Genomic DNA, 25801 nt, shown 5'->3' on the forward strand with positions numbered 1-25801 from the left:
TGATTCAATAAAGGTTGAACTTTTTGTTGAATCACGACACAAGCTTATTTGAAGTAGTTAAGAGGAAGCTTGAGGTAAGAAACACCATTTTCTTCTGGCTCAGGAAACTGCCCTGCTTTCATATTGATCTGAATCGCCGGTAGAATCAGTTTAGGCATACTCAGTCCTGAATCCCGCTGATTTCGCATCTGAGCAAATTCAGTTTTACTGATTCCCTGATGAATATGAATATTCTGTGTCTTTTGTGTCTGTATATCAGATTCACACACATAGGATTCACGTGTTTCAGGCAAATAGTCATGACATAAAAAAACCCGGGTATCTTCTGGCAACTGAAACAGGCTTTGTACCGAATCATAAAGCTGTTCTGCACTGCCACGCGGAAAGTCACAACGTGCTGTACCATAATCTGGCATAAACAGGGTATCACCCACAAAAACCGCATCACCAATCACATAACTCAGGCAAGCGGGAGTATGTCCCGGTGTTGGAATGTTATAGGCTTTCAATGTTCCGATTTGGAACGACTCATGATCTTCAAATAAATAATCAAAGAGCTGCTGGGCATTCCATTGTTTAATATCCAGATGATAAATCGCGCCAAAAGTTTCCTGAACAATACCAATTTTCTGGCTCATGGCAATCTTGCCACCTAACTCAGCTTTGAGATATTGCGCTGCAGTCAGATGATCAGCATGGACATGGGTTTCCAGAATCCACTCGACCGTTAAACCCTGCTCTTTAATATAAGCAATAATTTTATCGGCATGAATAGTTGAGGTACTTGCTGATGCCGGATCATAATCCAGAACGCTATCAATAATGGCGCAGGCTTTGGTCGCCGGATCACGTACAACATAACTGAAGGTATTGGTATCTTCGTGAAAAAAATCTTTTACTATAGGTAAGTTTGACATCGTTAAGCTCCTGACCATTTACGGTGAATCCATACACCCACCAGCATTGCTACAATAAAATAGAGCACTTGATAGTGGCCCAAACCGATCAAGGTGAAACTTGGCGCCGGACAGATGCCGGCAATGCCCCAACCTGCACCAAATAAAACCGCACCCGTGATCAGTTTTTTATCTATCTGATTATTTTTAGGTAAATCAATAGGTTCATTAAATACTGTTTTCGGTTGCGCCGTACGTAATGCTTTCTGGAAGGGAATAAAGGCTACCGCAATCGCGCCCATCATGACAAAGGCCAGACTGGCATCCCAATCGCCAAACAGATCCAGGAAATCGAGTACTTTTTCCGGATTGGACATGCCCGATACCATCAATCCCACAGAGAACAGCGCACCAAATAAAAAGGCAAACACATTTTTCATTTTAGAATGCTCCTGTGATATGACGGATAATATAAACAGCGACAAAACCTGCAAACATGAAAGTCATGGTCGCGATGATAGAACGCTTAGACAGGCGACTGATGCCACAAATTCCGTGACCACTGGTACAGCCCGAACCTAAGCGTGTCCCAAAGCCCACTAGCAGACCTGCCACAATCATCATCAGTGGGCTGGCATTCAATTCGATTTCAGGTTGTACAAACAGACCATAAATAAACGGTGTGAGGATCAAGCCTAATAAAAACCAGATTGCAGGCGTTTTAAACATGGTTTTTGAGTTTAATACCTGCCCAATCAAACCACTGATTCCTGCAATACGGCCATTGACGTAAAGATAACCAACTACGGAAAGCCCGAGCATTAAGCCGCCAATAAATGCGATGAGGAAGTCATGCATGATGAATTAATCCCTATACAATATACTTTTTTATATTATATAATAAAAAATAATAATCAAGCAGTTTTATGGTAAATTATGTAAACTGCACGGGCTACATCAAAAGTTGTGAGGACATTTATGGATATGATTGCTGCAAATGCCAAAATTGATTTTTCACAGGTCGATTTCGTCAGCCAATGCCTAAAAGTTTTAGCCAATCCTGATCGTCTGAAAATCTTATGTATCTTAGTCGACGGGGAAATGAATGTTCAGGAAATTGAAGAATCTACCGATATTCATCAACCTACACTTTCACAACAGCTGACTGTACTGCGTAAGGCCGACATGGTTGGCACCCGACGTGAGGGCAAACAGATTTTCTATCGTCTGAGTGATCCCAAGGTCTTGAGCCTGATGCAAAAGCTGTACGAGCTGTATTGCGCCCAGCCCTCTTCTTAGTGCAGCCAAAAAGAAATGATCAGAAGCAGTCCGCTAAAAGCAGTAAACAGATTTAGCCATACGGGATACTGGGTGTAATAACCTTCAATAAATTCCGGCGGTCGCAGTGATGTCAAACCCCGTCGATATTGCAGGATTGAGGCGAAATTCACCAACATACCAAATACAATCACCGCAATTCCCAGCCATTGTGAATAAGCTATTTTCTGTGCATAAGTGTCTGGGTCCACCAGTTGCACTAGCAGGTTGGATTTTTCAATCACAAAACCAAAAGCAATTAATGCCAAACCACTCCGGTTCCACGCCAGAGCGGTTCGTTCCAAAGCAAGCAGTACCCGTGGATCATCCAAATTTGACATTTCTTATCTGCTCTTCATGCTTAACCTATCCACCAATGTTAATCTGTCTCCCTATCATGTATAGATGTTTTAAGTAAAAATTACTTTTCTATCATGCAGTTAAAATATTATTGTTCAAAAATTTCCTTGACATCCATCGCCAGGCCTTGAGTAGATTTAAATTCACCCTGATTGTTTTTCCAGGCCATCGACGGTGTGGAGAAAAAGCCGTATTTCCCCATCAAGGCCTGATTGGCATCAATTTTTGCAGCAATTTCTGCAGGAATCTTTGCCATTTTCTTGAGCTGCTTTTTGCCTTTATTCTTGTTTATATCATTAAAAACTGCTGCTGGATTTTTCGACATTAACAATGTTGCCACCTGACCACGGCTTTCTTCACGGATCACACCGACCTGAATATGACGCAGCTGTACCTTGCCTGATTCGACCCAAGGCCGAGCCGATTGCCAGAATTTATAGCAATATGGACAATTGGGATCGGAAAAGACATAGACCACCCGTGGTGCATCTGGCTTGCCATCCTGAATCCAGGTCGATTTTTCCAGGGTTTTCCAGACATCGTCCAATACCGCTTTTTTCATATGCTTTTCAATCTGCTCATTGGAAAGGCTTTTCCCTTGCGCATCAAACAGTTCGCCCTTGATATAATATTTATCATCGTTGGAGATAAATAGCGTATTGGAGTACTGGTCTTCATGCCCCACCCAGCCAGTCATTCCTTGAGGTGCTGGAATCTGTTTTACAAACACAAAACCCTGTTTTTCAATATTCTGCTTAATATTTGCCTGCGTATGCATGCTCATGATCAGGAACATGCCTGCACCAAACACCCGGTAAATTTTGTTCATACTAAGTCCTTCCGTTTTTAAGGTTGATCTGAAATTCTGTTTAAATATTGCTGCAACATAGCCGGACTGAGTTCCCCCATATGCCGCTCGACCAGCTGGCCTTGAGCATTAAAAAACAGCGTCGTTGGCAGGCCAAAACTATTCATCTGCTGTGGCAGTTCACCATATGGGTCCAGCAGGACATGTTTAAATTGAAACTGATGTTTTCTTAAATAGGCATTTACGGTGGCTACCTCCTCACCCTGATTCAGCATGACAAAATTCACTTGAGGATATTGCTTGGCTGCTTTGGCCAACACCGGCATTTCGCGATGACACGGCGGACACCAGCTCGCCCACAAATTAATTACCGTGGGCTGGCCAATGAATTGGCTGAGTGGAATCTTGTCTGTACCCAGACGCTCCTGTTCTAGTCCAGCAAAGGCTAGATCAGGAAACGCTGCTTCAGTTTTTAGACTGGATTTGAACGCGAGTCCAAGCCCGATCCAGAGTACCAATATGAGCAACAAGATGGCTTTGAATCGGGTCTGCAGCTGTCTGTTTCGAATGACATACCACAAAGTACCAATCAGCACCCCGCCCCATAAATGAAAACCTTTGTCCTGGATTTTCAGTATGTCGATGGGTGCTGCAAAATACAGCTCGGCATTGAGCAGAACGAAAACAAGACGTGCACCCAGCATCCCTAGCAAAAAACTGCTCCAGAGCAAATCCTGACTTTGTCCAAGCAGCTGTTTAGACCATGAATACTTTCTGGCTAATCCAAACAGGAGGGCAGATAACAGCATCAAGCCAGTGGCAACAATAATAAGTGTCCAGGGCAACATCAAAGGTCCCAGATGCAGCGCATCACTGGAAATCATCATGGTTGCTCCCCTTGTAGTTGCTGCAATGTGCCTAGTAAATGTGCCGCACTAAAGCTTCCGGTCAAGCGCAACTCACGCTGCTCCTGATGCGCTGCATTTAAAAATATGAAAGTGGGTGGACCGAGGATTTGCCATTCTTTTAGCAGCTCATCCTGACTTGGATGATAGTGGGTCAGGTCTAATTTGATACGAACCACATTTTGTAAAGCCGCCTGGACATCACTACGTGGAATCACTTCCTTTTCAATCGGTTGACAGGCCACACACCAGTCTGCATAGACATCAATCACCACCGGCTGTGCAGGATGTTTGGCTAAAACCTGTTGTAATTTTGCGGCTGTACTGACCTTCTGCCATTCAAGCCGTGATTCTACATGGGCCACCTGTACCTGACTCCAGACATGATAGAGCTGTATGCCTCCTGCATAGACCAGTAAACCACTGAGCAGCATCAGGACTATTTTCGATACAGACCGATGCACATGGGGCAGCATCTTGAACAAGAAGTAGCCTGAACAGGTGATCAGTACCACCCCCAAAAGGCTCAGGTATAAAATGCCGGGCAATAGGGGCCGGGCGAAATACAAGGCCAGAGCCAGCATGACAAAACCAAAACTGAACTTCAGGCGATCCATCCAGATGCCAGGTTTGGGTAAAAGATGGGACCCAAATACGGCAGCAATAAATAGCGGCAAGCCCAGCCCAAGGCCTAAGACAAACAGATAACTGGCGCCCAGTATCGGCTGATTGAGCTGAGACACATAGATTAAGGCACCGGCCAACGGTGCACTCATACATGGCCCTACAATCAGTGCGGCGATCATCCCCATGAAACCAGCACCAATCAGCGTGCCGCCCTTCTGCTTTTGCTGCCATTGATCCAGCCGCTGTAACATTCCTTGGGGTAAGGACAGCTGAAATGTTCCAAACAGATTGAGCGCGAACAAAACAAACAGAATGCTAAAAATACTGATGAATACGGGACTTTGAAACCAGCGCTGAAAACTGTAACCGAGCTGTGCCACAGCAAGTCCCATGATCGCATACACCAGTGCCATACCGAAAACAAAGACCAGTGCAATCAGTGCAGCACGGTAGCCCCGGTGCTGCTGGACCAGAATTCCCGTTAAAATTGGAATTAAAGGTAAAGAACACGGTAAAAATGCCAGCAGAATGCCAAGCCCGAGAAAAATCAGTGCATTAATTAACAGACCTTGTTCCGACAGCAAACTTAAAAAATACTGGTCATTGTTCCACTGGCTATTCATGCCTGCTGACGAAGTTTGATTTTTAGGGTCTGCAATGAGCTGGTCGTTTTTCTCTGCTAATCCCGTCTCAGGCTGCACCACAGGGTCGGAAACTGCAGCGACTTGCACTTTCTCCACCTTTTCTTCAGTCAGTGCTTGATCTGCACTTGGAATTTTCCCTATAGCCTCTAGTTTATCTTTCTGGGCGGTCAGAATCTTGTCATTTGCTTCTGGCTGTGCAGTGCTGGCCAGCAGTTTTGGTGTTTTGCTCAGGTTTTGCGCTGGAAATAAACCATCTGCATCAGTTTTTACTGTGGTGCGTTGCACCGGATAACATAAACCGCTTTCTGCACAGCCCTGCCACTGCACCGCAAACTGCTGGTTGGGCTGGACATTCATATTGGTTTTGACTTGCCCATAATGCACCTGAGTCAAACCGAAATTGGGATCATCTTTGTCTTCAGGTTTGGGCAATGCCAACTTGACTGGGGTCTGCTGAGAAGACACTTTAAGCTGGTCATGATACAGATAATAACCATCTGCGATTTTCCAGCTAAGCTCTGCCTGATCCTGACTTGTAGAAACCACCTGAAACTGAAATGCCTGATCTGGTGGTAAAAAGTCGGCATGTGCAGTTCCCGTCATGATTCCACCACCAATCACGGCACCCAATATCCACTTCAACATCCAGCTGCTCTCCTCCTGTTAGGACTGTATTATTGAAAAACTAAAATTAAGGCAACATTAACAGCCCAAATCATTTATAAAATAATGGCAGTTTGATCAGGATGTTCTATGTTTATTGTATTGGTTGAGGATGATCCCTATATCGCACAGAGCATTTGTGCTGCTCTGAACTATCTGAATATTTCAGTGGAGCATGTCAGTCACGCACGTGCTGCAGATTATTTTATTCGGCATAGTGCAGTCGATTTGTGTTTACTGGATTTAGGCCTGCCGGATCAGGATGGCCTGGAGCTGCTGCATAGCTGGCGATGCGACCAGATTGATCTCCCGGTACTGGTATTGACGGCGCGGCTACGGACCGATCAGTGTGTTCAGGCCCTGAATGCCGGTGCCGATGACTACCTGACCAAACCCTTTGAACTGGATGAACTGATTGCCCGGATTCATGCCCTCACCCGTCGCCACCGCGGCTTTGCCTCGAATACACTGCAATTTGATGAACTGGTTCTGAACCGGGATACCCAGACTGTGACCTATCAAGACCAGACCGTAAATTTATCTCGCCGTGAATTCAGCCTGCTGGAAACCCTGATGAGCCACCCCAACCAGATCCTGAAAAATGAACAGCTTATTGACAAGCTCTATGGTTTTCAGGACGCTATCGAGAGCAATGCCCTGAATGTACACATTTATCACCTGAGACAAAAACTGCATCCAGACTTGATTCAGACCGTTCGCGGTGTGGGATATATTTTCAAACCGTTTGAGCATCGTCATGTTTAGTCACAGCTTGAAATGGCGTTTGGTCATGAGTCTTTTGGCCGTGTTTATTGTGCTGTGGAGTGCGGTATTTTCATGGCTGTATATTGACCTGAAACAACGCTTACAAGACACGCTGGATCAACGCTTATCGGCATCTGCGCAAATGGTTGCCCGGCTGATTCAGCAGTTACCGCTGGATAGTCTGGGGGATGCAACCTTATCCAAATTAGCCAAGAATGATGATGCAAACCAGCTAATTGCCTGTGAAGTTTCTCTTTTTAGCTCTGACATCTCGGTAGGCAATCAGGTGATTGCCAAAACACGCGGTGCCCCCAAAAATTTAAGCCAGCGACCAGAAGGATTCAGCACCTGGCAGCAGGGTGATACGGAATGGCGCAGTTATGTCCTGCGTCGTGGTGATATTCAGGTGGTGGCGGCAGAACGCATGTTGTTGAGGGATACCTTACTACAGCAGATCCTGCAGTCCGTACTGGTTCCCTTGATCTTCTCATTGTTGATCTGTATTGCCCTGATCATCTTTATTATCCGCAGACAGTTCCGGCCTTTGGATCAGCTCAGTCAATACCTGAACCAGAAAAACCTTAGCTATTCAGAGGCGGCAGATTTTTTAATGCAGCTCAAGCCTGCAAGCATTCCTCAGGAAGTACAGCCTTTTGTCAACAATTCCACACAGTTGATTCAGAAACTCAATGACAGTCTGCAACAGGAGAAAGCCTTTAGTGCCTATGCTGCACATGAATTACGCAGTCCCCTGACCGCAATTAAAACCCATGTACAACTGGCCCAGCTGATCGGTCAGCAGCAGCACCTGCCTGAATCCATTCAGCACAATTTGCAGCAGGCCAATGAGAGTATCCGGCGTTATACGCTGTTACTCGAGCAGCTTTTATTGCTGACCCAATCAGAAAACAGTATCCAAGCAATGCCTGAAGCCATCTGGCTTCGCCCCACGCTTGAGAAGGTGCTTGCAGACTTAAGTACACGCTATCCAGAAATGAATGAAAAAATACAGGTAGACTGGGAAAGTCTAGGCGAAATTCAGCTACCTGAATTTGTGCTGTATACGGTACTGAAAAATCTGCTTGAAAATGCACTGCTACATGCACAAGCTGCCCATATCTGGATTTCCATGCAGTCTGATTACCTGGTAATTGAAGATGATGGACAACAACTTACAGCCGAGGATATCCAACATTTAGGACAACGCTTCTGGCGCAAATCTGCTCAGCAGCATGGCCATGGTCTGGGACTGGCATTGACCGCTAACCTGTTAAAACAGTATGGCTACCAGCTCTCTTTCAATGCCCTTCGACCCTATGGGCTCCGCATTGAAATCAAGTACGGCGTGTCTAAGCGTGACCTGCAAGCTTGGACATAAAAAAATACAATATGGCTAAAAACCAAAGAGATTTCTATTGATAAAAATATCGAATTTTCAAGAAACTATCTAACACTTACTATTTTAAATCATTCTTTCTTATTTTTTAAAAACACACTTTTTCCAACAAAAACCCTCGATGTATTCCCAATGTTCTGATCAGGCGATCACAACACAGTTTTAATTTTTAGCATAGAGACAAGTATAAAAATAATAAAACCCCTCTATGAAAACAAAAACGCCAGAGGTAAAAGATCACTTGATGCAACTAGGGCCTATCATCAATTAGCTTGAGAAAATCTAATCTGTCCTCATTATTTTTTCATGACTAAACGCTATGCATTAAGAGATGATCAGTGGGAACAGATTAAGGATCTGTTACCCAGACGAGCAAGTACTGTTTGAGTAACTGCCAAAGACAACAGACTATTTGTTGAAGCAGTATTGTATCGGTATCGTTCAAGTATTCTGTAGCGAGATTTACAAGAACGCTTTGGGTATTTTAGAGTCGTGCACACTCGCTTTAGCCCTAAAAATCCAGGATAATCACCGCCCCACAGTTCTGATTAATTTTTTAAAAATTTCCTTTTGATGCCCAGGCTTGCGCTAAACTCAAAGCATCTTATCGCACCGTAATGCACTGTTATGGAATTCAAGGCCTGGTATAAGCTTCGCAGATTTATTTATGACAATTTGCATAATGAAGAACACGAAAGCATCTTAAGTCGTATCATCAATATATTTCTGATTATATTGATTATTGGGAATACTGCTGCTATTTTACTTGAATCGATCAATGACCTCTATCAATCCTATCAGCTGCTGTTTGATGCCTTTGAATTATTCTCGATTTTTATTTTTACCCTGGAATATTTATTAAGATTTTGGGCCATTGCCGAAAAAGACTCCTTTGAAGGTGCATGGAAAAACCGATGGTTATGGATCCGCAGTGGCGGTGCCATCATTGACCTGTTGGCGATTCTCCCAGCCTATATTAATTTCTTTGTACATCTCGATTTACGCTACCTGCGAATCCTTCGATTATTCAGATTACTCAAATTGACCCGTTATTTTGTCTCCCTGCAAATTTTATTGCGGGTGATCAAGCGCGAAAAGGGCTCATTTCAGGCGGTTATTTTTATCCTGCTGATCATGATCATCATCGCGGCGGCTGGGGTATATGTGGTTGAAAACAAGGCGCAACCGGAAGTCTTTAGCTCCATCCCTGCGTCCATGTGGTGGGCAGTGGTGACGCTGACCACAGTCGGCTATGGCGATGTGACACCAATCACCCCCTTAGGCCGCTTTCTGGGGGCTTTAATTACCATTTTAGGGGTGGGTCTGGCTGCACTTCCCGCCGGTATTCTGGCAAATGGTCTGGCAAATGAGCTGAGACAACGCAAGCACAAGCTGGAATTAAGATTTCGTGAACTGCTCGATGACGCAGAAATTGACTTGATTGAAGATCAAGAAAAAATTGAAACTTTACGTAAAGAAGTCGGGCTAAGCACAGAGCAAATGCAGGATATTCTGTTAGAACTTATTCATGAGCGCAAGAAAGAACAACTCGAGCAGGAAAAAAATAAATATTTCTTTTGTCCGCACTGTGGGCATAAGTTACCTGATTAAATTCGAACGGCAATACAAGCGTATCATCACCAGCATCAGCCCACAGGATATGATACTTGTTGCAGGCCGATGCTATTCACTCCATCTGCTCATTTAGAGCAGGATCAAATCATCTCAGGCCAAAAATGCAGCGATGTCTTCCGCCACTGCCCGGGCTGTTCGGGAAACACCGACTAGCGTTGCCGAAGCAGCACCGGTCCATTCACCATAACCGACCAGCCATAAATTCGGCAGCTGAACCGAGCGGCCATCCTTCACTGCGATGGTCTGGTCCTGCTGGATAATCCCGAGGCTGCTAAGATGATTCAGCGCCGCCTTAAATCCGGTACACCAGATCACTGCATCCACTTGCGCGGTGCTGCCATCTTCCCACCTCACGCCATGTTCGGTAAAAGACGAAAATGGACGCTTGCTCTGTAAAACGCCTCGCTCACGTGCCTCTTTGACTGAATCAATCATGACAATATCGCCCAGACCACCAATGGGCTGCTCGATCTTTCTGCCTTGCTGCTGGGCTTTCAAACGCTCGGTCGCCCTTAAGAACAGGACACGGCCATCGACATCATCTGCCAGAAATTGCGGTGGTGTCTGGGTGATCCAAAGCGTTTCGGCCACCTGAGATACTTCTGCCAAGATTTGTGCACCAGAGTTACCGCCACCCACCACCATGACTTTCTTGGTTTTAAATAACTCAGCATTTTTATAATCTGCGGAATGCAGTTGTACGCCCTGAAAATGCTCACGGCCGGCATACTCGGGAATAAATGGTTGGCTCCATGTCCCTGTAGCGCTTACCACCGCTTTGGCTTTCCAGGATTGTTCCCCGGCATAAACCTCTAAATACTGGCCCTTACTTTCCACGCGTTCCACACGCACCGGACGAACTACAGGAAAGTGATAGCGCTGCTCATAGGCGGTCAAATAATCGATCACCTCATTGCGGGTCGGATAGGTCTGTTCGGTCGCCGGCATCATCCAGCCTGACAGCGAACTCCAGCTATTCGGGGAGAAAAGACGCAAGGACTCCCAGGCATGCTGCCAGGCACCTCCAGGCTGAGGCTGATCATCCAGGATGATAAACGGAATGTTCTTGCGCTTTAAGAAATAAGCTGTGGACAAACCGGCCTGTCCAGCACCGATGATGATCACATCAACTTCAGCTTGTAATTGAGCCAAAATATTCCCCCCCCTTCTTTATTGTCATCAAATAAAAACCCAGCCTGCTTATCAGACTGGGCGTATTTCATAAAATTTTCAAGCGTTTAAATTAGCCTTCCATTGCTCAAGATACTTTTCAGTCTCTCTGATCACCTAGAATTTATAAACTACGCTGATTTACCCGTTTGGAAAGCTCTTCAGCCGATTCCTTGCGTTCCGAATAACGGTTGGTCAAATAAGCACTTTGCCCACGGGTTAGTAAAGTAAACTTATACAGTTCTTCCATCACATCGACAATCCGGTCATAGAATGCCGATGGCTTCATTCGTCCATCTTCTTCAAATTCCAGGAATGCTTTTGGAATTGAAGACTGATTTGGAATCGTGATCATCCGCATCCAACGCCCCAAAACACGCATCTGGTTTAGGCTGTTAAAGGACTGTGATCCCCCACTGACTTGCATCAAGGCAAGGGTTTTTCCTTGAGTGGCACGAATTGCGCCCCCTGCCAATGGAATCCAGTCAATCTGGGATTTAAAGATGGAACTCATAGAACCATGTCGTTCCGGTGAACACCACACCATGCCTTCAGCCCATGCTAAAAGTTCATGCAACTCTTTCACTTTTGGATGTTCAGTATCAGCATCTTCCGGTAAAGGCAGTCCTTTCGGATGGAAGATTTTTACTTCTGCCCCAAAGTACTCAAGAATTCGACCGGCTTCAAGAACTGCAAGGCGACTGTAAGAACGTTCCCGATTAGAACCATAAAGCAGCAAAATCCGAGGAGGATGAGCTAGCTCTTTGGCTTGGACTTTTTCAAAGGTGGGTTGTTCAATAAGATTTGGATCTACGTTAGGCAGGTTCATCGGATCAAGCCTCTTTAAAATATTTCTTTCTTAGCCACAGTGAAACACTCACTAAAGCAATTAACACAGGTACTTCAACCAATGGCCCAATAATCGTGGTAAAAGCAACTGGCGAAGCGATACCAAAAGTTGCAATAGCGACTGCAAGTGATAATTCAAAATTATTTCCAGCAGCAGTAAATGAGATTGCAGCAGTTTTTGGATAATCATTGCCCATCCATTTACTCATAAAGAAGCTAATAAAGAACATGGCCACAAAGTAAATGATTAAAGGAATCGCAATGCGTAAAACTTCCAGTGGAAGACTCACAACATCACCCCCTTTTAAGCTAAACATCGCCAAAATCGTAAACAGCAAAGCCATTAAACTCAGCGGGCTGATTTTTGGAATGAACTTGGTTTGATACCATTCCACGCCTTTTTGTTTCACCAAAATTAAGCGCGTTAAGAAACCCAATAAGAACGGAATTCCAAGATAAACCAGAACAGCATGGGTAATGGTCCAGAAGCTAACATTGATCACTTGAGCTTCAATACCAAAATATGGCGGAAGGAAGGTCAGGAATAACCAGGCGTAGGTACTGAAGAATAAAATCTGGAAAATACTGTTAAACGCCACCAATGCTGCAACATATTGGTTATCACCACAGGCCAGACCATTCCACACCAATACCATGGCGATACATCGAGCTAAACCAATCAGGATCACGCCTGTCATATACTCTGGATAGCTATGCAAAAAAATCACAGCCAACGCAAACATCAGTACCGGAGCAATCAACCAGTTTTGAATTAAAGATAGCGTCAGGGTCTTTTTATCCTTAAACACTTGTGGCAAGGTCGCATAATCCACTTTTGCCAGGGGTGGATACATCATCAGAATCAGACCAATCGCGATTGGAATATTGACTGAATTAATACTGAATTGATCCAGAGCAACCGATGCTTGAGGAAAAAAGTTTCCTATTGCGATGCCTAACGCCATGGCAATAAAAATCCACAGCGTCAGGTTGCGATCTAAAAAGGACATGCGTTTTTCAGACATGTGACTTACTCAACATTCGAAATTTGATTAATCGCTGCAATCAATTGTGAGCGAGAAAGTTCATCTACGTTAAGTTTAAACAAAGTATCCAGGCGACGATTGATATGTTCAACAGTGTTCATAAAGGCTTGCATTTTTTCTTCTTTATCCACCTCTAAATGTGACGGATCAGACAGGCCCCAGTGCGCCTTGATCGCTCCGCCAAGATAAAGAGGACACGCTTCCTGTGCAGCCGCATCACAGACGGTAATCACCACGTCTGGCTGATACTGTTCACAGGCATCAATCGTCTTGCTGGATAAGCCTTTAGTCGACAAGCCCAGATTGTGCAGGGTTTCAAGCGTCAAGGGATGCACCTGACCGGAAGGTTTGCTGCCAGCACTGTAAGCGACCCAGCCTTCTGGCGCACGGCTATTGAACAACACTTCAGATAGAATGCTGCGGCAACTGTTCCCCGTGCATAAAAACAAAAATTTCATGAAAACTTACTCGCAATGGCTCTGAATCGATAGAGCGGAAGAATCAAATAAAACCGGAACGTCACTACGTTTCAGTACGTCCAGAATTTCAAAGCACCAGGCCGGTAATTGCGGATTGAGGCTGTAGTACACCCACTGGCTTTGCCGACGATCGTTGAGCAGACCGCAAGACCGCAACAAGGCCAAATGCCGTGAAATTTTTGGTTGGCTTAACTGCAGTTTATCGGTCAGATCACAGACGCATTGCTCTTTATTTTCCGCAATCAGCAGGACAATACTGAGACGTGTTTCATCAGATAAACATTTAAAAAACTGAACGTGGTCCATAGCTGCTCCCCTTCTATTATGCAAATATATACATATCCATATATATAGTAAATAGTACAAGTGAAAAATTATATCTGGATCAGGATATCACAGCCAGAAAGCGCTGGATTTAACAGTTTCCCTCTTCTTCCAATATAGAAAAACCAGCGACTTGAACCACTGGTTTTCTTCGCTACAACTTTAATTTTGAAGTTATTTATTTTTCTCGATCAGTTCCGCGATAGCCTGAGCTTCCAGAACTTTACCACTGGATACGATTTTACTGTCAATCATCAGACCCGGTGTGCTTAACAGTCCGGTTTCGGCAATCTGCATCATATCCGTGACATACTCAATGTCCGCTTTGACACCGGTGCTTTTCACTGCTTCTTCAGTTGCAGCCAACAGGGCCTTACATTTACGGCAGCCTGTACCCAAGACTTTAATTTTCATCTTCTATTCTCCATACATTTTATAAAAACCAGTTACCCAAAGTATTCAGGCTATAGCCAATAATCAAGATTCCCACAAAAACGATCCCTATAAACAGGCTCAATAAGCGGGTTTTCACCACCTGTTTTAACAGGATCAGGGATGGCAGGGAAAGTGCTGTTACCGCCATCATAAAGGCCAATACCGTCCCTAGCCCCACGCCTTTCGCCACCAAAGCTTCTGCAATCGGCAAAGTGCCAAAGATATCCGCGTACATCGGTATGCCTACGATTGTAGCAATCAGCACAGAATACCAGTGTTCCTGACCAAGCAAGGCGGTAATCCACTGTTCAGGAATCCAGTTATGAATTGCCGCACCAATTCCTACCCCAATCAACACATACATCCAGACCTTGCTAAAGATTTCCACCACCTGTTCCCAGGCAAATTCCCGGCACTCTTTCGCAGACATTTTAAAATCTTCATCACCCTGAGCTGTACTATTTTGCGTAACAAATTCAGTGACATACTTTTCCATTTTGAAAAAGCTGATGAGTGATCCACCAATAACTGCCAAAATCAGACCAAGAACCACATAGATCATGGCAATTTTCCAGTTAAAAATACTGGCCAATAAAATAATCGAAGCCAGATCGACTAAGGGAGATGAAATCAGAAAGGAAAAGGTCACCCCCACAGGCAGTCCGGCACGGGTAAAACCGATAAACAGCGGAATGGAAGAACAGGAACAAAATGGGGTAATGGTGCCGAGCAAGGCCCCCATGATATTGGCTTTGATCCCGGTCATGCGTCCCAGAATCTGCCGGGTGCGTTCAGGCGGAAAATAACTCTGGATATACGACAGGCTATAGATCAGGACTGAGAGCAGAATAAAGATCTTAAAAACATCATAAATAAAGAAGTGAATACTGCCACCGAGCCGGGTCACCACCGATAAACCGAAGACATTTTCGACCAGCCAGCGCACGCCTTCCGAGAGCCAGGTCATTTTAAGCAGCACATCATTCAGCCAGGCAAAAATCGCGATTATGCTTTCCATTTAAAGCTCCTGGTTTTAGGGGGATGAGATCAGGTCGATGCACTCATCGGCAGATTTTTGAACCATTGACCTGCGCAACAGTTTCCAGTCGGTAGCCTGTGTAAGATTTGAAAAATGGTACTCTCTGTCAAAACCTGATACGGGGAAACTGCCTGCTGATGATCCAATTCCTTTATCCTTCAAGAACCTATTTCATTCAGTATGTAAATGATATGGATCATCGTCCATGTGTTTTTCAGATAAAAAAGCTCCAATCAAGTTGAAGCTTTTTCGTAGGGGGGACACTTTATTTTACCCGATTGCCCTGTTGATCCACGATGATTTCACCGTCTTCTTTGGCAAAGGCTTTTAATTGTGGCGAAGGCAGAATATCCAGTACCACTTCCGATGGGCGGCATAATCGGGTTCCAAGCTCGGTAACCACCAACGGGCGGTTGATCAGGATCGGATGTTGCAGCATGGCATCAAGCAGTTTCTCATCGCTCCAGCCGGCATCATCTAGATTCAGCTCGGTATAGGGATCGACATTTTTACGGAGCGCATCTCTTACCGATAAACCTGCATCAGAAATCAGTTGAATCAGCTCATCACGAGAAGGAGGCGTAACTAGATATTCGATCACTTCAGGCTCAATTCCCGCATTGCGAATTAAAGCCAGCGTATTGCGTGAGGTGCCACAGGCCGGGTTATGATAAATTTGCACTTTTGGCATTTGATTCATGAGCTTTACCCTTATCAATGAATCATAGTTTTATATATGAATATACGCATATTCGCAATATAAAATATAAGATTTTCTAAGGAAGCTTTTAAATGGATTGATATGTGCTGAAAAAGTAGGGCATATCATCAATTAACTTAAGAAAAAAAATACAATATGGCTAAAAATCAAAGAGAATTTCTAAGTAAAAACTATTATTTTTCAGATTATTAAGAAATTTAATCCGTTTTAATTCTGCACTTAGCCCTATAAAAACTGCGACTTTTCCAACACAAATCCTGTAGTTTATTCCTAGGTTTTTGATCAAACGGTTATGACCCACAATTTACTTTTATCATGAAGACTGGTTATAAAAATTATAAAAGTCCCATGTCAAAAAACCTTAAGTTCGCAAGCGAGCGCCGTAGCGACCAACGTAAAAAAGTCATACAGGACGAAATTCTGCAGGCATAAACATTTATTCAGATGCATCTGCTCTTACCTTCCTTCTTTGAGGCGTATCAGCATCAACAACATCTTGCGATGCTGCAAACCGTAGAAGATGCTATTGAGAATAAAGCCAGCTCTGTTCGTCATAAGAAAATGCTGTATCACTGCTACCGCAAGCAGATCATGCTGTTTAATCAACGATATGACCTAGAGCTGGATCTGCCCTGCAAACAGTTGCTCAGCATTGAAGGGAATGGCTGCAACGATCCAGTTATGTGAGCCTGATTCATCAGAAGATCTGGCGCTACTGGAATACGGCACAGTACTTCTCTGATGAGGAGATCATTGGCAATGTACTGATCTCCAACATTCTGTTTTCCGGAATCTCCACGCCCCATAGCCTAGATGCCTTACTGGAACAGTTAAAGGAAGATTTGAGCATTCAATATCTCAAGGCCCTGGATCTGAAGTGCTGTTCCTGACACCTTTATCTCCAGACTATGGAGATCTGTATGATCACAATGCTCCGCTGAGAAAATCACGCACACTGGTTCTGGACAGGATCAGCCAGCTTTGGCTGGTTCGTTACCTTATAAAGTCCCTACCTGTACGCATGAATGCTTTCGACTATCTCAGGGTGGTCTTCAGGAAAATGGGCTTTACAGGGCAATATTCCGAGATCTCCAGGCTGTTGGATTCGGCAAGCTGTCACTAGGTACAGTTTCCTCACGTGGCACTGGATACCGCCTTGAGCTGCTGTCTAGAAGATAAAAATGAGACGTGCGGTTTAAGTCTGGCGTCCTTCAAAAATTATCTGAATCCACCACTGCTGTCAGACCCCTTAAGGATTTTTACCGCCGCGAAGAAAGTATCTGTTCAATCAGACAATACGGTCCGAAATATGCGCTTCACCTTGTATCACCGAGTTAGATTATTAGACAGTGATACAAGCTAGCGTCAGTTTTGTAGAAACATACCAAACCACCAGAAACAAAAAAACCTCCTAAATCGTTGAATTCAGGAGGTTTTTTGCTTTATACAACCTTATAGAAAGCTGTATAAAAAGTAATCTTGGTAGGTATATCCACTACCGAACAACAATTTAAGATAATGATTTTAAATAAATTATTTATTTAAAAAAGATCAGTGATACACACTGTGATACAAGAAAATATTTGCTTTTATTGTATCTTTTTGTAAAAAATTTTAGATAAGCTATTTAAATCTAATGCTACAAAAACCCCGGATTAAGAAATCCAGTAAATTTATGATTGAGAGTTATACTGCTATTTGAATCTACCTTATTAAGAAAAACAAAATCAAAAATAATAGCCAAAATCTCATTCAGCAAGGAAGATTACTGACAGGAAGTTTTGAGCTAATTAATCATAAAATGTCTATTCCCACAATAAGAGGTTTATTCACCTAATAAATCAAATAACTCATTTTTGAGATCCGTATTTGGTTTTAACATATCATCAGCAAGTTCTCTCTTACTTGATAAGAGTCTGTCTAATTTCACTTCGAATGTTTCGAAATCATCAGCAAATATCGTCGGATAATAAACAAATACCTCTTTATTTTGTCCTATACGATACGCACGGTCAGTTGCTTGGTCTTCCTTAGCTGGATTCCAACTACGCGTATAATGAATGACATGATTAGCACGTTGGATATTAACACCAAATCCTACAGCAGTAGTCGACAAAATAATGATATTAAAACCTGATTTTTCTTGAAATTTATCAATCAAATTTTGTCGTGTTAAGCCTTTTTTACTGCTGGTATTTGAATCACCATTGACGGTTGTAACGTTTAAACCAAATCTCTCAAGAAGAATACGCTTAAGAAATACTTGAATGTCTCTAAATTCAGTAAAAATAATGACCTTTTCATTTCTTTGCTTAATAGATTCTAAACTTTTGATTAACCAATTTACTTTTGGCGAATCATTTAAATTAGCAGTTGACTGAAATTGTAATGGATGAGCACAGATCATTCTCATACTATGCAAAGACGTTAGCATTGCACCTTGATTACCTTCTGCTGACATTTTTTTAAAGCGATTAACTACGTCAATATATAATTGTCTCTGCAATAATGAAATTTCAATATTTTTACAGTTATCTACCTCAATTTTAGCGGGTAAATCTGCGACATCACTTTTCATTCTTCGTAAGACTTGAGGAGCTATTAGCTCACGAAGCCTTAATAGTGCTGCTTCATCATTATTTTCAGTATTTTCAATTGGCTTACGATAATTTGTACCAAACTCATTTAAAGGACCTAATAAATTTTCCTGAATAAAATCAAATAGGCACCAAAGATCGGTTAAAGAGTTCTCAACTGGTGTACCTGTACATGCAATTTTAAAATCTGCTTTTTGAGCTTTTGCAGCCTTTGTCACCATTGCTGTAGGAACTTTAATTTTCTGTGCTTCATCACAAATCATTATGCTCCAGTCTTCTCGAGCTAGAGAAAATTCAAGGTCACGCATCGTCTCGTATGTTGTTAAAACAATATCAGCATCACCACGCCAATCATCTTCTAAGAGATTGGAAATACCATGATTCTCTCTTAACTGTGCCGAAATTAAATGCTTTGGAATTTTTCTATCTTTTAAATTATCACCATACAAACTTAATATTTTGGCAAATTTACTACTAAAGAACCGATTTGCTTCTACTTCCCAATTCTCTAATAGTGAAACTGGAGCTACGACTAATACTGGTTTCTTATGTTCAGCATTTTCAAGGTACTCATCAATGAAGCATAAGAGTTGAAGTGTTTTACCTAAGCCCATATCATCAGCTAAAAGACAACCACTAACCTGCTCAGGCGCATATTGATGTAAATTCTGCAACCATGCAATTCCATATTCTTGATGCGGCTTTAAACTAAATTCTTGGCTTCTAAAACTAGTAGGTAATCTCGCTACAGGAGGATTATTCTCATCAAAAAGTAAGCGATTTACTCGCTGTTTTGTAAATTCAGCTTCATCAATATTATTAGCAATTAATAATGTATCTTTTTTCTTTTTCTGTGAATTAGCTTTAGATTCTTCCAATATCTCTTTTGGCTCTTCTTTCTTGGAAGCATATAAACGGTCTAGTAATTTTTTAGCATCATCTAATGACACTTCTTTATCTGTATATGGAATTTCTACTTCATCTTGACTGTTTTGCTCTGCTTGCTTAATCCGATGTTCAAGTAATTCAATGGTTTCATCAAAATTTTCATCTTGTAGTTGCAGCTCTAAGTCAATTAAATGCTGTGGCAACCATTCGGACTCACCACTGTCTCTTTTTATAAATTCAGAGTTCAGCTTTTCTGCTTCACCAATACCAATAACACGACCGCTATAATTCGATAAATCCAATACTTTTTGAGCCTGTAATTCATCTTGATATTTTTGAATTTCGTTTAGATCATTTTTTAATTCTTCAATTTTATTATCTAAATAGCTACTTCGTTCAATTTCATATCCTGCCCATATAAAAATAGGGGATGTTTTCTCATAAGCTTGAATAAAATAAGAAGTCTGATCCGCATTATATAGTTCTAAAAAAATTGGATTTTGTTCTCTTTCAGAATTCTCGTTTAGCTCTAATTTCGCAGAAACATAATGATGTAACTCATCATAATTTTTTTCTATTTCTAAAGTATAAGTATAAATTTCTGCTTGCTGTTTTGACTCCTCAAAACTCTCAGGTGAAATAACTTCAATCGCATCATCACCTAGTTGAGCAAATGGATTGTGTAAAAATGCTTGTGCACGCTCACCAGAAATACGTCTGTTTGGCATTTTTTTAATTTCATTAAGAACTTGCTTCACTTGAGGCTCAATCACTACATGTGCAATTCCTCCATCAGCTAAACTAACACTGTATTGATCTTGAACATTATTATATTGATCAAATGTCTTTAGCCAATTTGATGGAGCTTCATCAAATTCAGGCTGAACTTCTACAACAGATTCCTGGCTAATCAAATTTTTTCGAAGATTTAACTGTAATTTATCAGGTGCTAGAACTAATGTCTTTCGTAAAAAATCATCTAAATTTGCATTAGATTTATTGGCTAGTTTTCTGATGTTCGCCCAATATTTTTGATTCTGTTTCGTATCTTTGTTTTCTAGACGTGAAAACTCTTTTAATTTTTCGACAAGTTGAAAATTTGGTTCATTCAATAAATGTTCTGTACCATCAATCGTTAAGATCGCTCCAACTCGCTGAATAAGACTTTTAACCTTAATGTTATTTTCGTTCAGCCACCCATCTAAAATGATTTTGAAATCTGGGTCACTTAATCCCCTTTCACTTCTAATTATTGGACGAAGAGAAGCCTGTTTTGGAAGATTTAGTAAATGAATTACATTTTCATGTTCTGAATCTTGCTGAATTTGAAAAAGCTCTTCCCAAGGCAATACAAAATGTTCATCTATGAGATATGCCAGCTCTTCCTCTTCTAAGCTTTCCCAATAGAAATCAGCATCTGTTTTAGCATTTTGTGTATATGAATAAATTATACCTACTTCATCATACGTAAAAGATTTGAAATTCGATTGAACAGGTTCTGTATGCTCTACCTCAGTGCTTTTCTTTCTTTTCCAAAATGCTAATTTCATTTAAATATACCTTTTATAAATTAGTCTGGATAAATCCCCAGACTTTTTAATCTATTATCGAAGGATTTCTCCCAAGCACCATTATGTGATAAATAAAAATCAGCCTTTGCTGTAGATTTCAAATCTGTAATACTGACAACTTGTAGATTAGATTTAGAAGGTTTGTAAGGTAGATTTCTATAAAAATAAGTAGCATTATTTAGTTCAGAGAACTCTACAATATAATAACCACCAATCTTTATCATAAATGCATTGGCTGCTGAGCTCTTACCAATAATTCGCTTGAATCTTCCTTGGTTTTTCCTTTTAAATTCTTCTTGCTGTCGAGTTGCACGAAAAATTGCATCCTCATTCAAAAATATTTCAGAGAGAGAAACTTGTTTAATAAAACGCATCCAATAATTAAATCTGCGCGTTTCTGCACCATAGCTAAAGACTTTAAAAAATGCTTCTAGATCAGCTCTTACAAACCATTGAATGACCATTCTTTTTGTATCAGCATTTACATTATTCCAACCTGCAGAAGACTCATATTGTGGATTTCCCCAATGATTCAAAGCTAAATGTTTTAATTCCTCATGAACTTTGGCTCGTTCAAAGGTACGAGCATAACGCTCTAACAAAGCAACCAGAATATCAGTAGTGTATAAGACTTTTTGCTCAGCCAATGATAAGAAACGAGGAATAACTTTGAAATATTCACCTTCATTCATGGTTTTGATAGAGTGAATAGAAGACTTAATTAAATCATCCCAAAACCAACTATTAGGTGCCATCCTTAAGCTTTCTAATTCACTTGAAAGTCTACTTGTATCTTGCTCTTGTAAAAATCTTTTAACAAATAATTTTGTTGGTGTATTAGATAAAATCTCAGAGTAATCAATAAGGGTATTCATCCACTTTTTAGGTTGCTTTAACTCTTTATAAATACTGGACCTCTTTGTATTTAATATCTCCCTCAATTGAAGCCAAATTACCGGCCTATCTTTTACATCTTCATTTTCTAATGCAAAATAGCTGTACAACAATGGAAAATAAACGACTCCAATAAGATCGATCTCTGATTGTTGGAAGTGACTGATAATCCTTTTACCAATATCATTGAAGAGAAGCTTTTCTTGCATGCCTGGTAATATTTTGCTCAATGCCCAAGCCAAATTTTTCCAATCTCTTCGTGTAAGGTGCTCAAAACCAGAACTTTCTAATTTACTAATTGACCTAAAAATTTTTTCATCTAAGGGAATACTATTTTCGAAATCATCAAACTTCTGCTCAAGCACAGAAAGTGTTTTGAGGAGTCGTTGAGGCTTTACAAATTTCGTATTAGTAACATCTCCAACTGAATGACCGCTTACTTTTTCCTCCAAACGGCGTTTCAAATTCGCTATGCTCATAGATATCACCGCGTCAATTGGCATGTTTCAATCGGCGCTGAAACAAAATGAGGTTGAGGCTCTGCACTTTCTTTTTCTTTTAAGCCATAAAATTGCATTCTCAATTCAACACGGCGAGATGCTTCCTTACTATCTTTAGCTGAGTTAAAGGACACTCCACCAGCCAAGAATAATTGTTTAACCTGATTTTTTTGCTGTTCAGTTAAAGAGAGACCTGAACTAAATTTAGGATCGAGTAAACTACACATAACCCATTCCGAACGGCGTAAACTTAAATTTAAGTTATACAAATATGAGCCATCTGTATCTGTGAAGCCCTCAATTACTATTTGCTTAAACCATTTTTCACCTTGTGGGTTATTTGCCTCTTCAAGAATAATAGGAACAATAGTATTTAATCGACTTCGACCTATCTCAGTCAGGCGATAATCATTGTGAGCGAAACGACCTGCTTCACCAAAATTAATGCGGTTATTTTTGCAATCAACTTCAATACCAGCATCTTTCAATTCGACACTTTGCTTAATACTCTGACAAATATTTAAAATTTCTTCACTTCTTTGATCTTCAGCTTGAGTCGCCTCATTAATCTTTTTAGTTACGATCATGAGTGATACTGCCATAACAACAAGAAATAAAGTCATTAAGGCTGTCATTAAGTCTGCAAAAGAAATCCAAAAAGGTTTTTCCCCTTCATCTTTAGGACGTGACTTTTTAGAGTACCGATTACCTAGCATGATTCATGTACTCCAGACTTAGTTTTTCTTCTGTCTTACAATATCTTCAAGATCCTCAACAAAGCTACCTAAGCCTTCTACACCACTTGAGAGACGTTTAACTGCTTGGTCGAGCGTATTATCATAGATGCCCAATGAGTGATTCAGGCTTGTTTCAACTGAAGCCCCAAAACTCTCAAAACTTTTTACTAGCACATCACTTACTTGCTCAAGATAATCCTGCATCTCTTTCTTCACTTGATTCAATGCTGTGGTCATTTGCCCCATATCCTCAAGTATTTTAGTACTCATACCGGTTTCAGATTGCACTTGCTTAATCAGTCCCTCAAGCGTACTGATCGCCTTATTAACACTATCCTGAGAGTTTTTATAATCACTCAACAACGAAATAAGATTACTGCTTGCACTAGTCAAATGAGTAGATGTAGTAGTTACTTCTGAAATCAATTGTGATGTTTTATCAGTGACGCTAATCAGCGATGTGCCCGCCATATTAAATTGTTCTGAGGCTAGACGCATTTTTTCTGCGCCGTCGTTCATTCCGGTAATACTATCTGTTGTCACCTGACTAAGCTTTTGAATATTGTTTTTATAAGCTTCAACTGCATTTTGACTTTGAACAATTAACTCTTTGATTTCTCCCCCAAGGTTATCAATTAGGGTTGAAGATTGTTCATGTAATTTATGCTGATTATCTGCAATTTTACGATCTTGCTCTATACGCTGTTGAGCAATATCAGCCATCATGCCTGACATAGTTCCACTCATATGCTCAATCAGCTCAGAAACCTTTCCATTTAATTGTTCAATCGCATATTGCCCCTGCTCTCCAATTTTTTCAGCACCTTTTGACAAGTGCTCCACCATAGAGTTCATTTGATCGGACATCGCATTTTGCTTTTGTTGGATATCTTCAATCATTTTAGACATTTGGGTTTCTAAGCTCTTTGTCGAACTTTCACTATTCACCTTCATATCAGTAATTAATTGGGTGAATCCTAATTGCATTTCTTTCATTGCAGAAACTGATTGAGTCATCATCTCACTCATACCATTCATTTGAGTACCAAACGTTGATTCTAATTTGGTCATAAATGCAGTAAGCACATCTGTCATTAACTCTTGGACAGCAGAGCTTTGATCACCACTAACCTGCTGTACACTTGATGCAATTTTCTCTAGAGGAACCTGTAAAGTATCAGAGATAGACTGGCCTATTTGATCTGCCATATCTTTGCTTGTCTTGGCATAACTGTCTGTCAATTGAGAGGCAAAAGCAATTTGATTCTTTTTGTTTTCATCAACTAAGTTAGTCATCATTGTCTTTAAATCATTGACTAAACTATCTTTTAATTGTCTTGCGTTTGTTTCATTTGCCTGTGATGATTTTAGTAATCTAGCTAAGTATTCCTCCCCTGTATCATCAGGTTCAAAGAAGTCATCAATCTCTGTTGTTAACATTTCTAATTGTGCATAACACTGTCTTAACCATGACTTCTCACGCCATGTAATTAACATTGCTGTAGCAATAGCCAAGGCAGACGCCATAAAGGCTTCACTCACACCACCTAACAGCAATCCAAGACTATCTTGAACTTTTTCAGGATCTCCAGCCGGATCAAAAGCTAATAATCCGAATAGTAAACCTGCGAACGTAGCAATAATACCAACACCAGTAATAATACCAGGTAGGTGCTTATAAAATTCAACTCTTAAGGGAGTATCGACAATAACTGACTGCGAGAAAAAAACATCGCTAGATACAGTGGCACGAGATGAACTCAAGACATCTGTACCATCAATGACTTCATAGTGATCATGAAAAGAATGTTTATAATTCAACCAAGCATGTTTTAATGGAATACTGTTATCAAAGACATGATCTAAAACATTTTTACTCAGATTTGATTCTTGTTTAACTTGTGAACCGTACCGGGTTTGTCGGAGACCAAGCTTTCTGAGAGAATGTCCCGATGAAAAAAGTAAAATATACCCCTGAAATCAGAGAAAGAGCGGTTCAATTATTGATTGAATCCGAGAAAGATTATCCATCGAATTGGGCTGCAATCACAGCAATTGCTCCTAAAATTGGCTGTACTCCTGAAACACTACGTGTTTGGTATCAAAAATACTTAGATCAACAAAATCCAGTTAAAGCACAGCAGCTTTCAGACCAAGAACGTATCAAACAACTGGAACGCGAAAATAAAGAACTGCAACGTGCTAACGAAATTCTACGTAAAGCAGCGGCTTTTTTCGCCCAGGCGGAGCTCGACCGCCCACACAAATAATGGTGGATTTTATCCATAACAATAAGGCGTTATATGGTGTTGAGGCGATTTGTAGAATTTTACCGATCGCTGCTTCAACCTATTACCGGACTTTAGATCTCGCGGACAATCCAGAACATCGAGCGAAACGGGATCTGCATGACCTTCATCATGCTGAACAAATTAAACGAATTTGGAAGGAAAGTTCAGGTCGGTATGGTGTGCGTAAGGTCTGGCAACAACTGAAACGTGAAGGCTATGTGATTGCACGTTGTACAGTTGCTCG

24 protein-coding genes, 2 pseudogenes and 1 other annotated feature are annotated in these 25801 nt (G+C 41.3%); of the genes and pseudogenes, 7 read left to right on the plus strand and 19 right to left on the minus strand.

All coding sequences use genetic code 11. The annotated features are described in order from the left end of the window. Positions 1-44 precede the first annotated feature (44 nt). The 3 genes from ACNPNW_RS18210 to ACNPNW_RS18220 are packed head-to-tail and all read right to left on the minus strand — an operon-like array spanning position 45 to position 1754. Positions 45-917 carry an MBL fold metallo-hydrolase gene (locus tag ACNPNW_RS18210; RefSeq protein ID WP_420937411.1) on the minus strand — a complete coding sequence of 291 codons (873 nt, stop codon included), beginning with the start codon at positions 915-917 and terminating at the stop codon, positions 45-47. Positions 918-919: 2 nt separating this feature from the next. Next, positions 920-1336, minus strand: coding sequence for a DUF6691 family protein (locus tag ACNPNW_RS18215; protein ID WP_005404969.1), 417 nt, complete (start codon positions 1334-1336; stop codon positions 920-922). Between the two features lies 1 nt (position 1337). Beyond that, on the minus strand, positions 1338-1754 hold the full coding sequence (locus ACNPNW_RS18220) for a YeeE/YedE family protein (RefSeq protein WP_016659403.1): 417 nt from the start codon (positions 1752-1754) through the stop codon (positions 1338-1340). Positions 1755-1874: 120 nt separating this feature from the next. Between ACNPNW_RS18220 and ACNPNW_RS18225 the strand changes: the two genes are divergently transcribed. Next, entirely contained in the window at positions 1875-2195 is a 321-nt protein-coding gene (locus tag ACNPNW_RS18225) for an ArsR/SmtB family transcription factor (RefSeq protein WP_004810630.1), read from the plus strand. Here ACNPNW_RS18225 and ACNPNW_RS18230 read toward each other — a convergent pair. The 4 genes from ACNPNW_RS18230 to ACNPNW_RS18245 form a co-directional block, all read right to left on the minus strand. Then, a complete protein-coding gene (locus tag ACNPNW_RS18230; protein WP_004646570.1) occupies positions 2192-2554 on the minus strand; it encodes a YidH family protein in 363 nt (120 codons plus the stop codon). The two genes, ACNPNW_RS18225 and ACNPNW_RS18230, sit on opposite strands and share 4 nt — an antisense overlap. A gap of 107 nt (positions 2555-2661) precedes the next feature. Beyond that, a complete protein-coding gene (gene dsbG / locus ACNPNW_RS18235; RefSeq protein WP_348939813.1) occupies positions 2662-3402 on the minus strand; it encodes a thiol:disulfide interchange protein DsbG in 741 nt (246 codons plus the stop codon). Positions 3403-3419: 17 nt separating this feature from the next. Continuing rightward, on the minus strand, positions 3420-4268 hold the full coding sequence (locus ACNPNW_RS18240) for a prolipoprotein diacylglyceryl transferase family protein (RefSeq protein WP_420937412.1): 849 nt from the start codon (positions 4266-4268) through the stop codon (positions 3420-3422). Then, complete coding sequence (locus tag ACNPNW_RS18245; protein WP_420937413.1) at positions 4265-6202, minus strand: protein-disulfide reductase DsbD; 1938 nt, start codon at positions 6200-6202, stop codon at positions 4265-4267. The genes ACNPNW_RS18240 and ACNPNW_RS18245 overlap by 4 nt, the downstream gene beginning before the upstream one ends. 108 nt (positions 6203-6310) lie before the next feature. Between ACNPNW_RS18245 and ACNPNW_RS18250 the strand changes: the two genes are divergently transcribed. The 4 genes and pseudogenes from ACNPNW_RS18250 to ACNPNW_RS18265 all read left to right on the plus strand — a co-directional run bounded on the left by ACNPNW_RS18250 (position 6311) and on the right by ACNPNW_RS18265 (position 9992). Beyond that, positions 6311-6985, plus strand: a complete 675-nt coding sequence (locus tag ACNPNW_RS18250) for a response regulator (protein ID WP_420937414.1) — start codon at positions 6311-6313, stop codon at positions 6983-6985. Then, entirely contained in the window at positions 6978-8363 is a 1386-nt protein-coding gene (locus ACNPNW_RS18255; RefSeq protein ID WP_420937415.1) for a sensor histidine kinase, read from the plus strand. Before ACNPNW_RS18250 ends, ACNPNW_RS18255 begins: the two co-directional genes overlap by 8 nt. A gap of 324 nt (positions 8364-8687) precedes the next feature. Then, positions 8688-8834: pseudogene (locus ACNPNW_RS18260) on the plus strand (IS5/IS1182 family transposase); the annotation flags it as partial. 174 nt (positions 8835-9008) lie between these two features. Beyond that, a complete protein-coding gene (locus ACNPNW_RS18265; protein ID WP_420937416.1) occupies positions 9009-9992 on the plus strand; it encodes a potassium channel family protein in 984 nt (327 codons plus the stop codon). Positions 9993-10106: 114 nt separating this feature from the next. On the opposite strand, the gene ACNPNW_RS18270 is transcribed toward ACNPNW_RS18265, so the two are convergent. The 8 genes from ACNPNW_RS18270 to arsC all read right to left on the minus strand — a co-directional run bounded on the left by ACNPNW_RS18270 (position 10107) and on the right by arsC (position 16058). Further along, positions 10107-11168 (minus strand): ArsO family NAD(P)H-dependent flavin-containing monooxygenase, encoded by a 1062-nt coding sequence (locus tag ACNPNW_RS18270; protein WP_420937417.1) that lies wholly within the window; start codon positions 11166-11168, stop codon positions 10107-10109. Between the two features lie 142 nt (positions 11169-11310). After that, positions 11311-12015 carry an arsenical resistance protein ArsH gene (gene arsH / locus ACNPNW_RS18275; protein ID WP_004280163.1) on the minus strand — a complete coding sequence of 235 codons (705 nt, stop codon included), beginning with the start codon at positions 12013-12015 and terminating at the stop codon, positions 11311-11313. Positions 12016-12019: 4 nt separating this feature from the next. Beyond that, the gene (arsB, locus tag ACNPNW_RS18280) at positions 12020-13060 is read right to left on the minus strand and encodes an ACR3 family arsenite efflux transporter (RefSeq protein ID WP_004730035.1); all 1041 of its coding nucleotides are present in this window, start codon (positions 13058-13060) and stop codon (positions 12020-12022) included. A 5-nt stretch (positions 13061-13065) separates the two neighbouring features. Beyond that, positions 13066-13539, minus strand: a complete 474-nt coding sequence (locus ACNPNW_RS18285; RefSeq protein ID WP_074382687.1) for an arsenate reductase ArsC — start codon at positions 13537-13539, stop codon at positions 13066-13068. A 6-nt stretch (positions 13540-13545) separates the two neighbouring features. Further along, positions 13546-13866, minus strand: a complete 321-nt coding sequence (locus ACNPNW_RS18290; protein ID WP_005093699.1) for a metalloregulator ArsR/SmtB family transcription factor — start codon at positions 13864-13866, stop codon at positions 13546-13548. A gap of 192 nt (positions 13867-14058) precedes the next feature. Next, positions 14059-14298, minus strand: a complete 240-nt coding sequence (locus tag ACNPNW_RS18295; protein WP_420937418.1) for a thioredoxin family protein — start codon at positions 14296-14298, stop codon at positions 14059-14061. Positions 14299-14317: 19 nt separating this feature from the next. Then, entirely contained in the window at positions 14318-15337 is a 1020-nt protein-coding gene (locus ACNPNW_RS18300) for a permease (protein ID WP_420937419.1), read from the minus strand. Positions 15338-15623: 286 nt separating this feature from the next. Next, positions 15624-16058 (minus strand): arsenate reductase (glutaredoxin), encoded by a 435-nt coding sequence (gene arsC / locus ACNPNW_RS18305; RefSeq protein WP_420937420.1) that lies wholly within the window; start codon positions 16056-16058, stop codon positions 15624-15626. A gap of 465 nt (positions 16059-16523) precedes the next feature. Between arsC and ACNPNW_RS18310 the strand changes: the two genes are divergently transcribed. After that, positions 16524-16766: a hypothetical protein gene (locus ACNPNW_RS18310; RefSeq protein WP_420937421.1), complete on the plus strand. Its 243-nt coding sequence runs from the start codon at positions 16524-16526 to the stop codon at positions 16764-16766. Positions 16767-17904: 1138 nt separating this feature from the next. Here ACNPNW_RS18310 and ACNPNW_RS18315 read toward each other — a convergent pair. The 4 genes from ACNPNW_RS18315 to zorA are packed head-to-tail and all read right to left on the minus strand — an operon-like array spanning position 17905 to position 25234. Continuing rightward, the gene (locus tag ACNPNW_RS18315) at positions 17905-21114 is read right to left on the minus strand and encodes a DEAD/DEAH box helicase (protein WP_448767297.1); all 3210 of its coding nucleotides are present in this window, start codon (positions 21112-21114) and stop codon (positions 17905-17907) included. 20 nt (positions 21115-21134) lie between these two features. Further along, complete coding sequence (locus ACNPNW_RS18320) at positions 21135-22508, minus strand: EH signature domain-containing protein (protein WP_411689834.1); 1374 nt, start codon at positions 22506-22508, stop codon at positions 21135-21137. Between the two features lie 5 nt (positions 22509-22513). Continuing rightward, on the minus strand, positions 22514-23245 hold the full coding sequence (gene zorB1, locus ACNPNW_RS18325; RefSeq protein WP_411689835.1) for a type I Zorya anti-phage system protein ZorB1: 732 nt from the start codon (positions 23243-23245) through the stop codon (positions 22514-22516). Between the two features lie 18 nt (positions 23246-23263). Next, the gene (zorA, locus tag ACNPNW_RS18330) at positions 23264-25234 is read right to left on the minus strand and encodes an anti-phage ZorAB system protein ZorA (protein WP_527890973.1); all 1971 of its coding nucleotides are present in this window, start codon (positions 25232-25234) and stop codon (positions 23264-23266) included. Here zorA and ACNPNW_RS18335 point away from each other — a divergent pair. After that, positions 25219-25801: pseudogene (locus ACNPNW_RS18335) on the plus strand (IS3 family transposase); the annotation flags it as partial. The gene zorA and the pseudogene ACNPNW_RS18335 overlap by 16 nt on opposite strands. Then, positions 25494-25610 (plus strand) — a sequence feature (AL1L pseudoknot). It overlaps the preceding pseudogene by 117 nt.

Source organism: Acinetobacter endophylla (assembly GCF_053543775.1).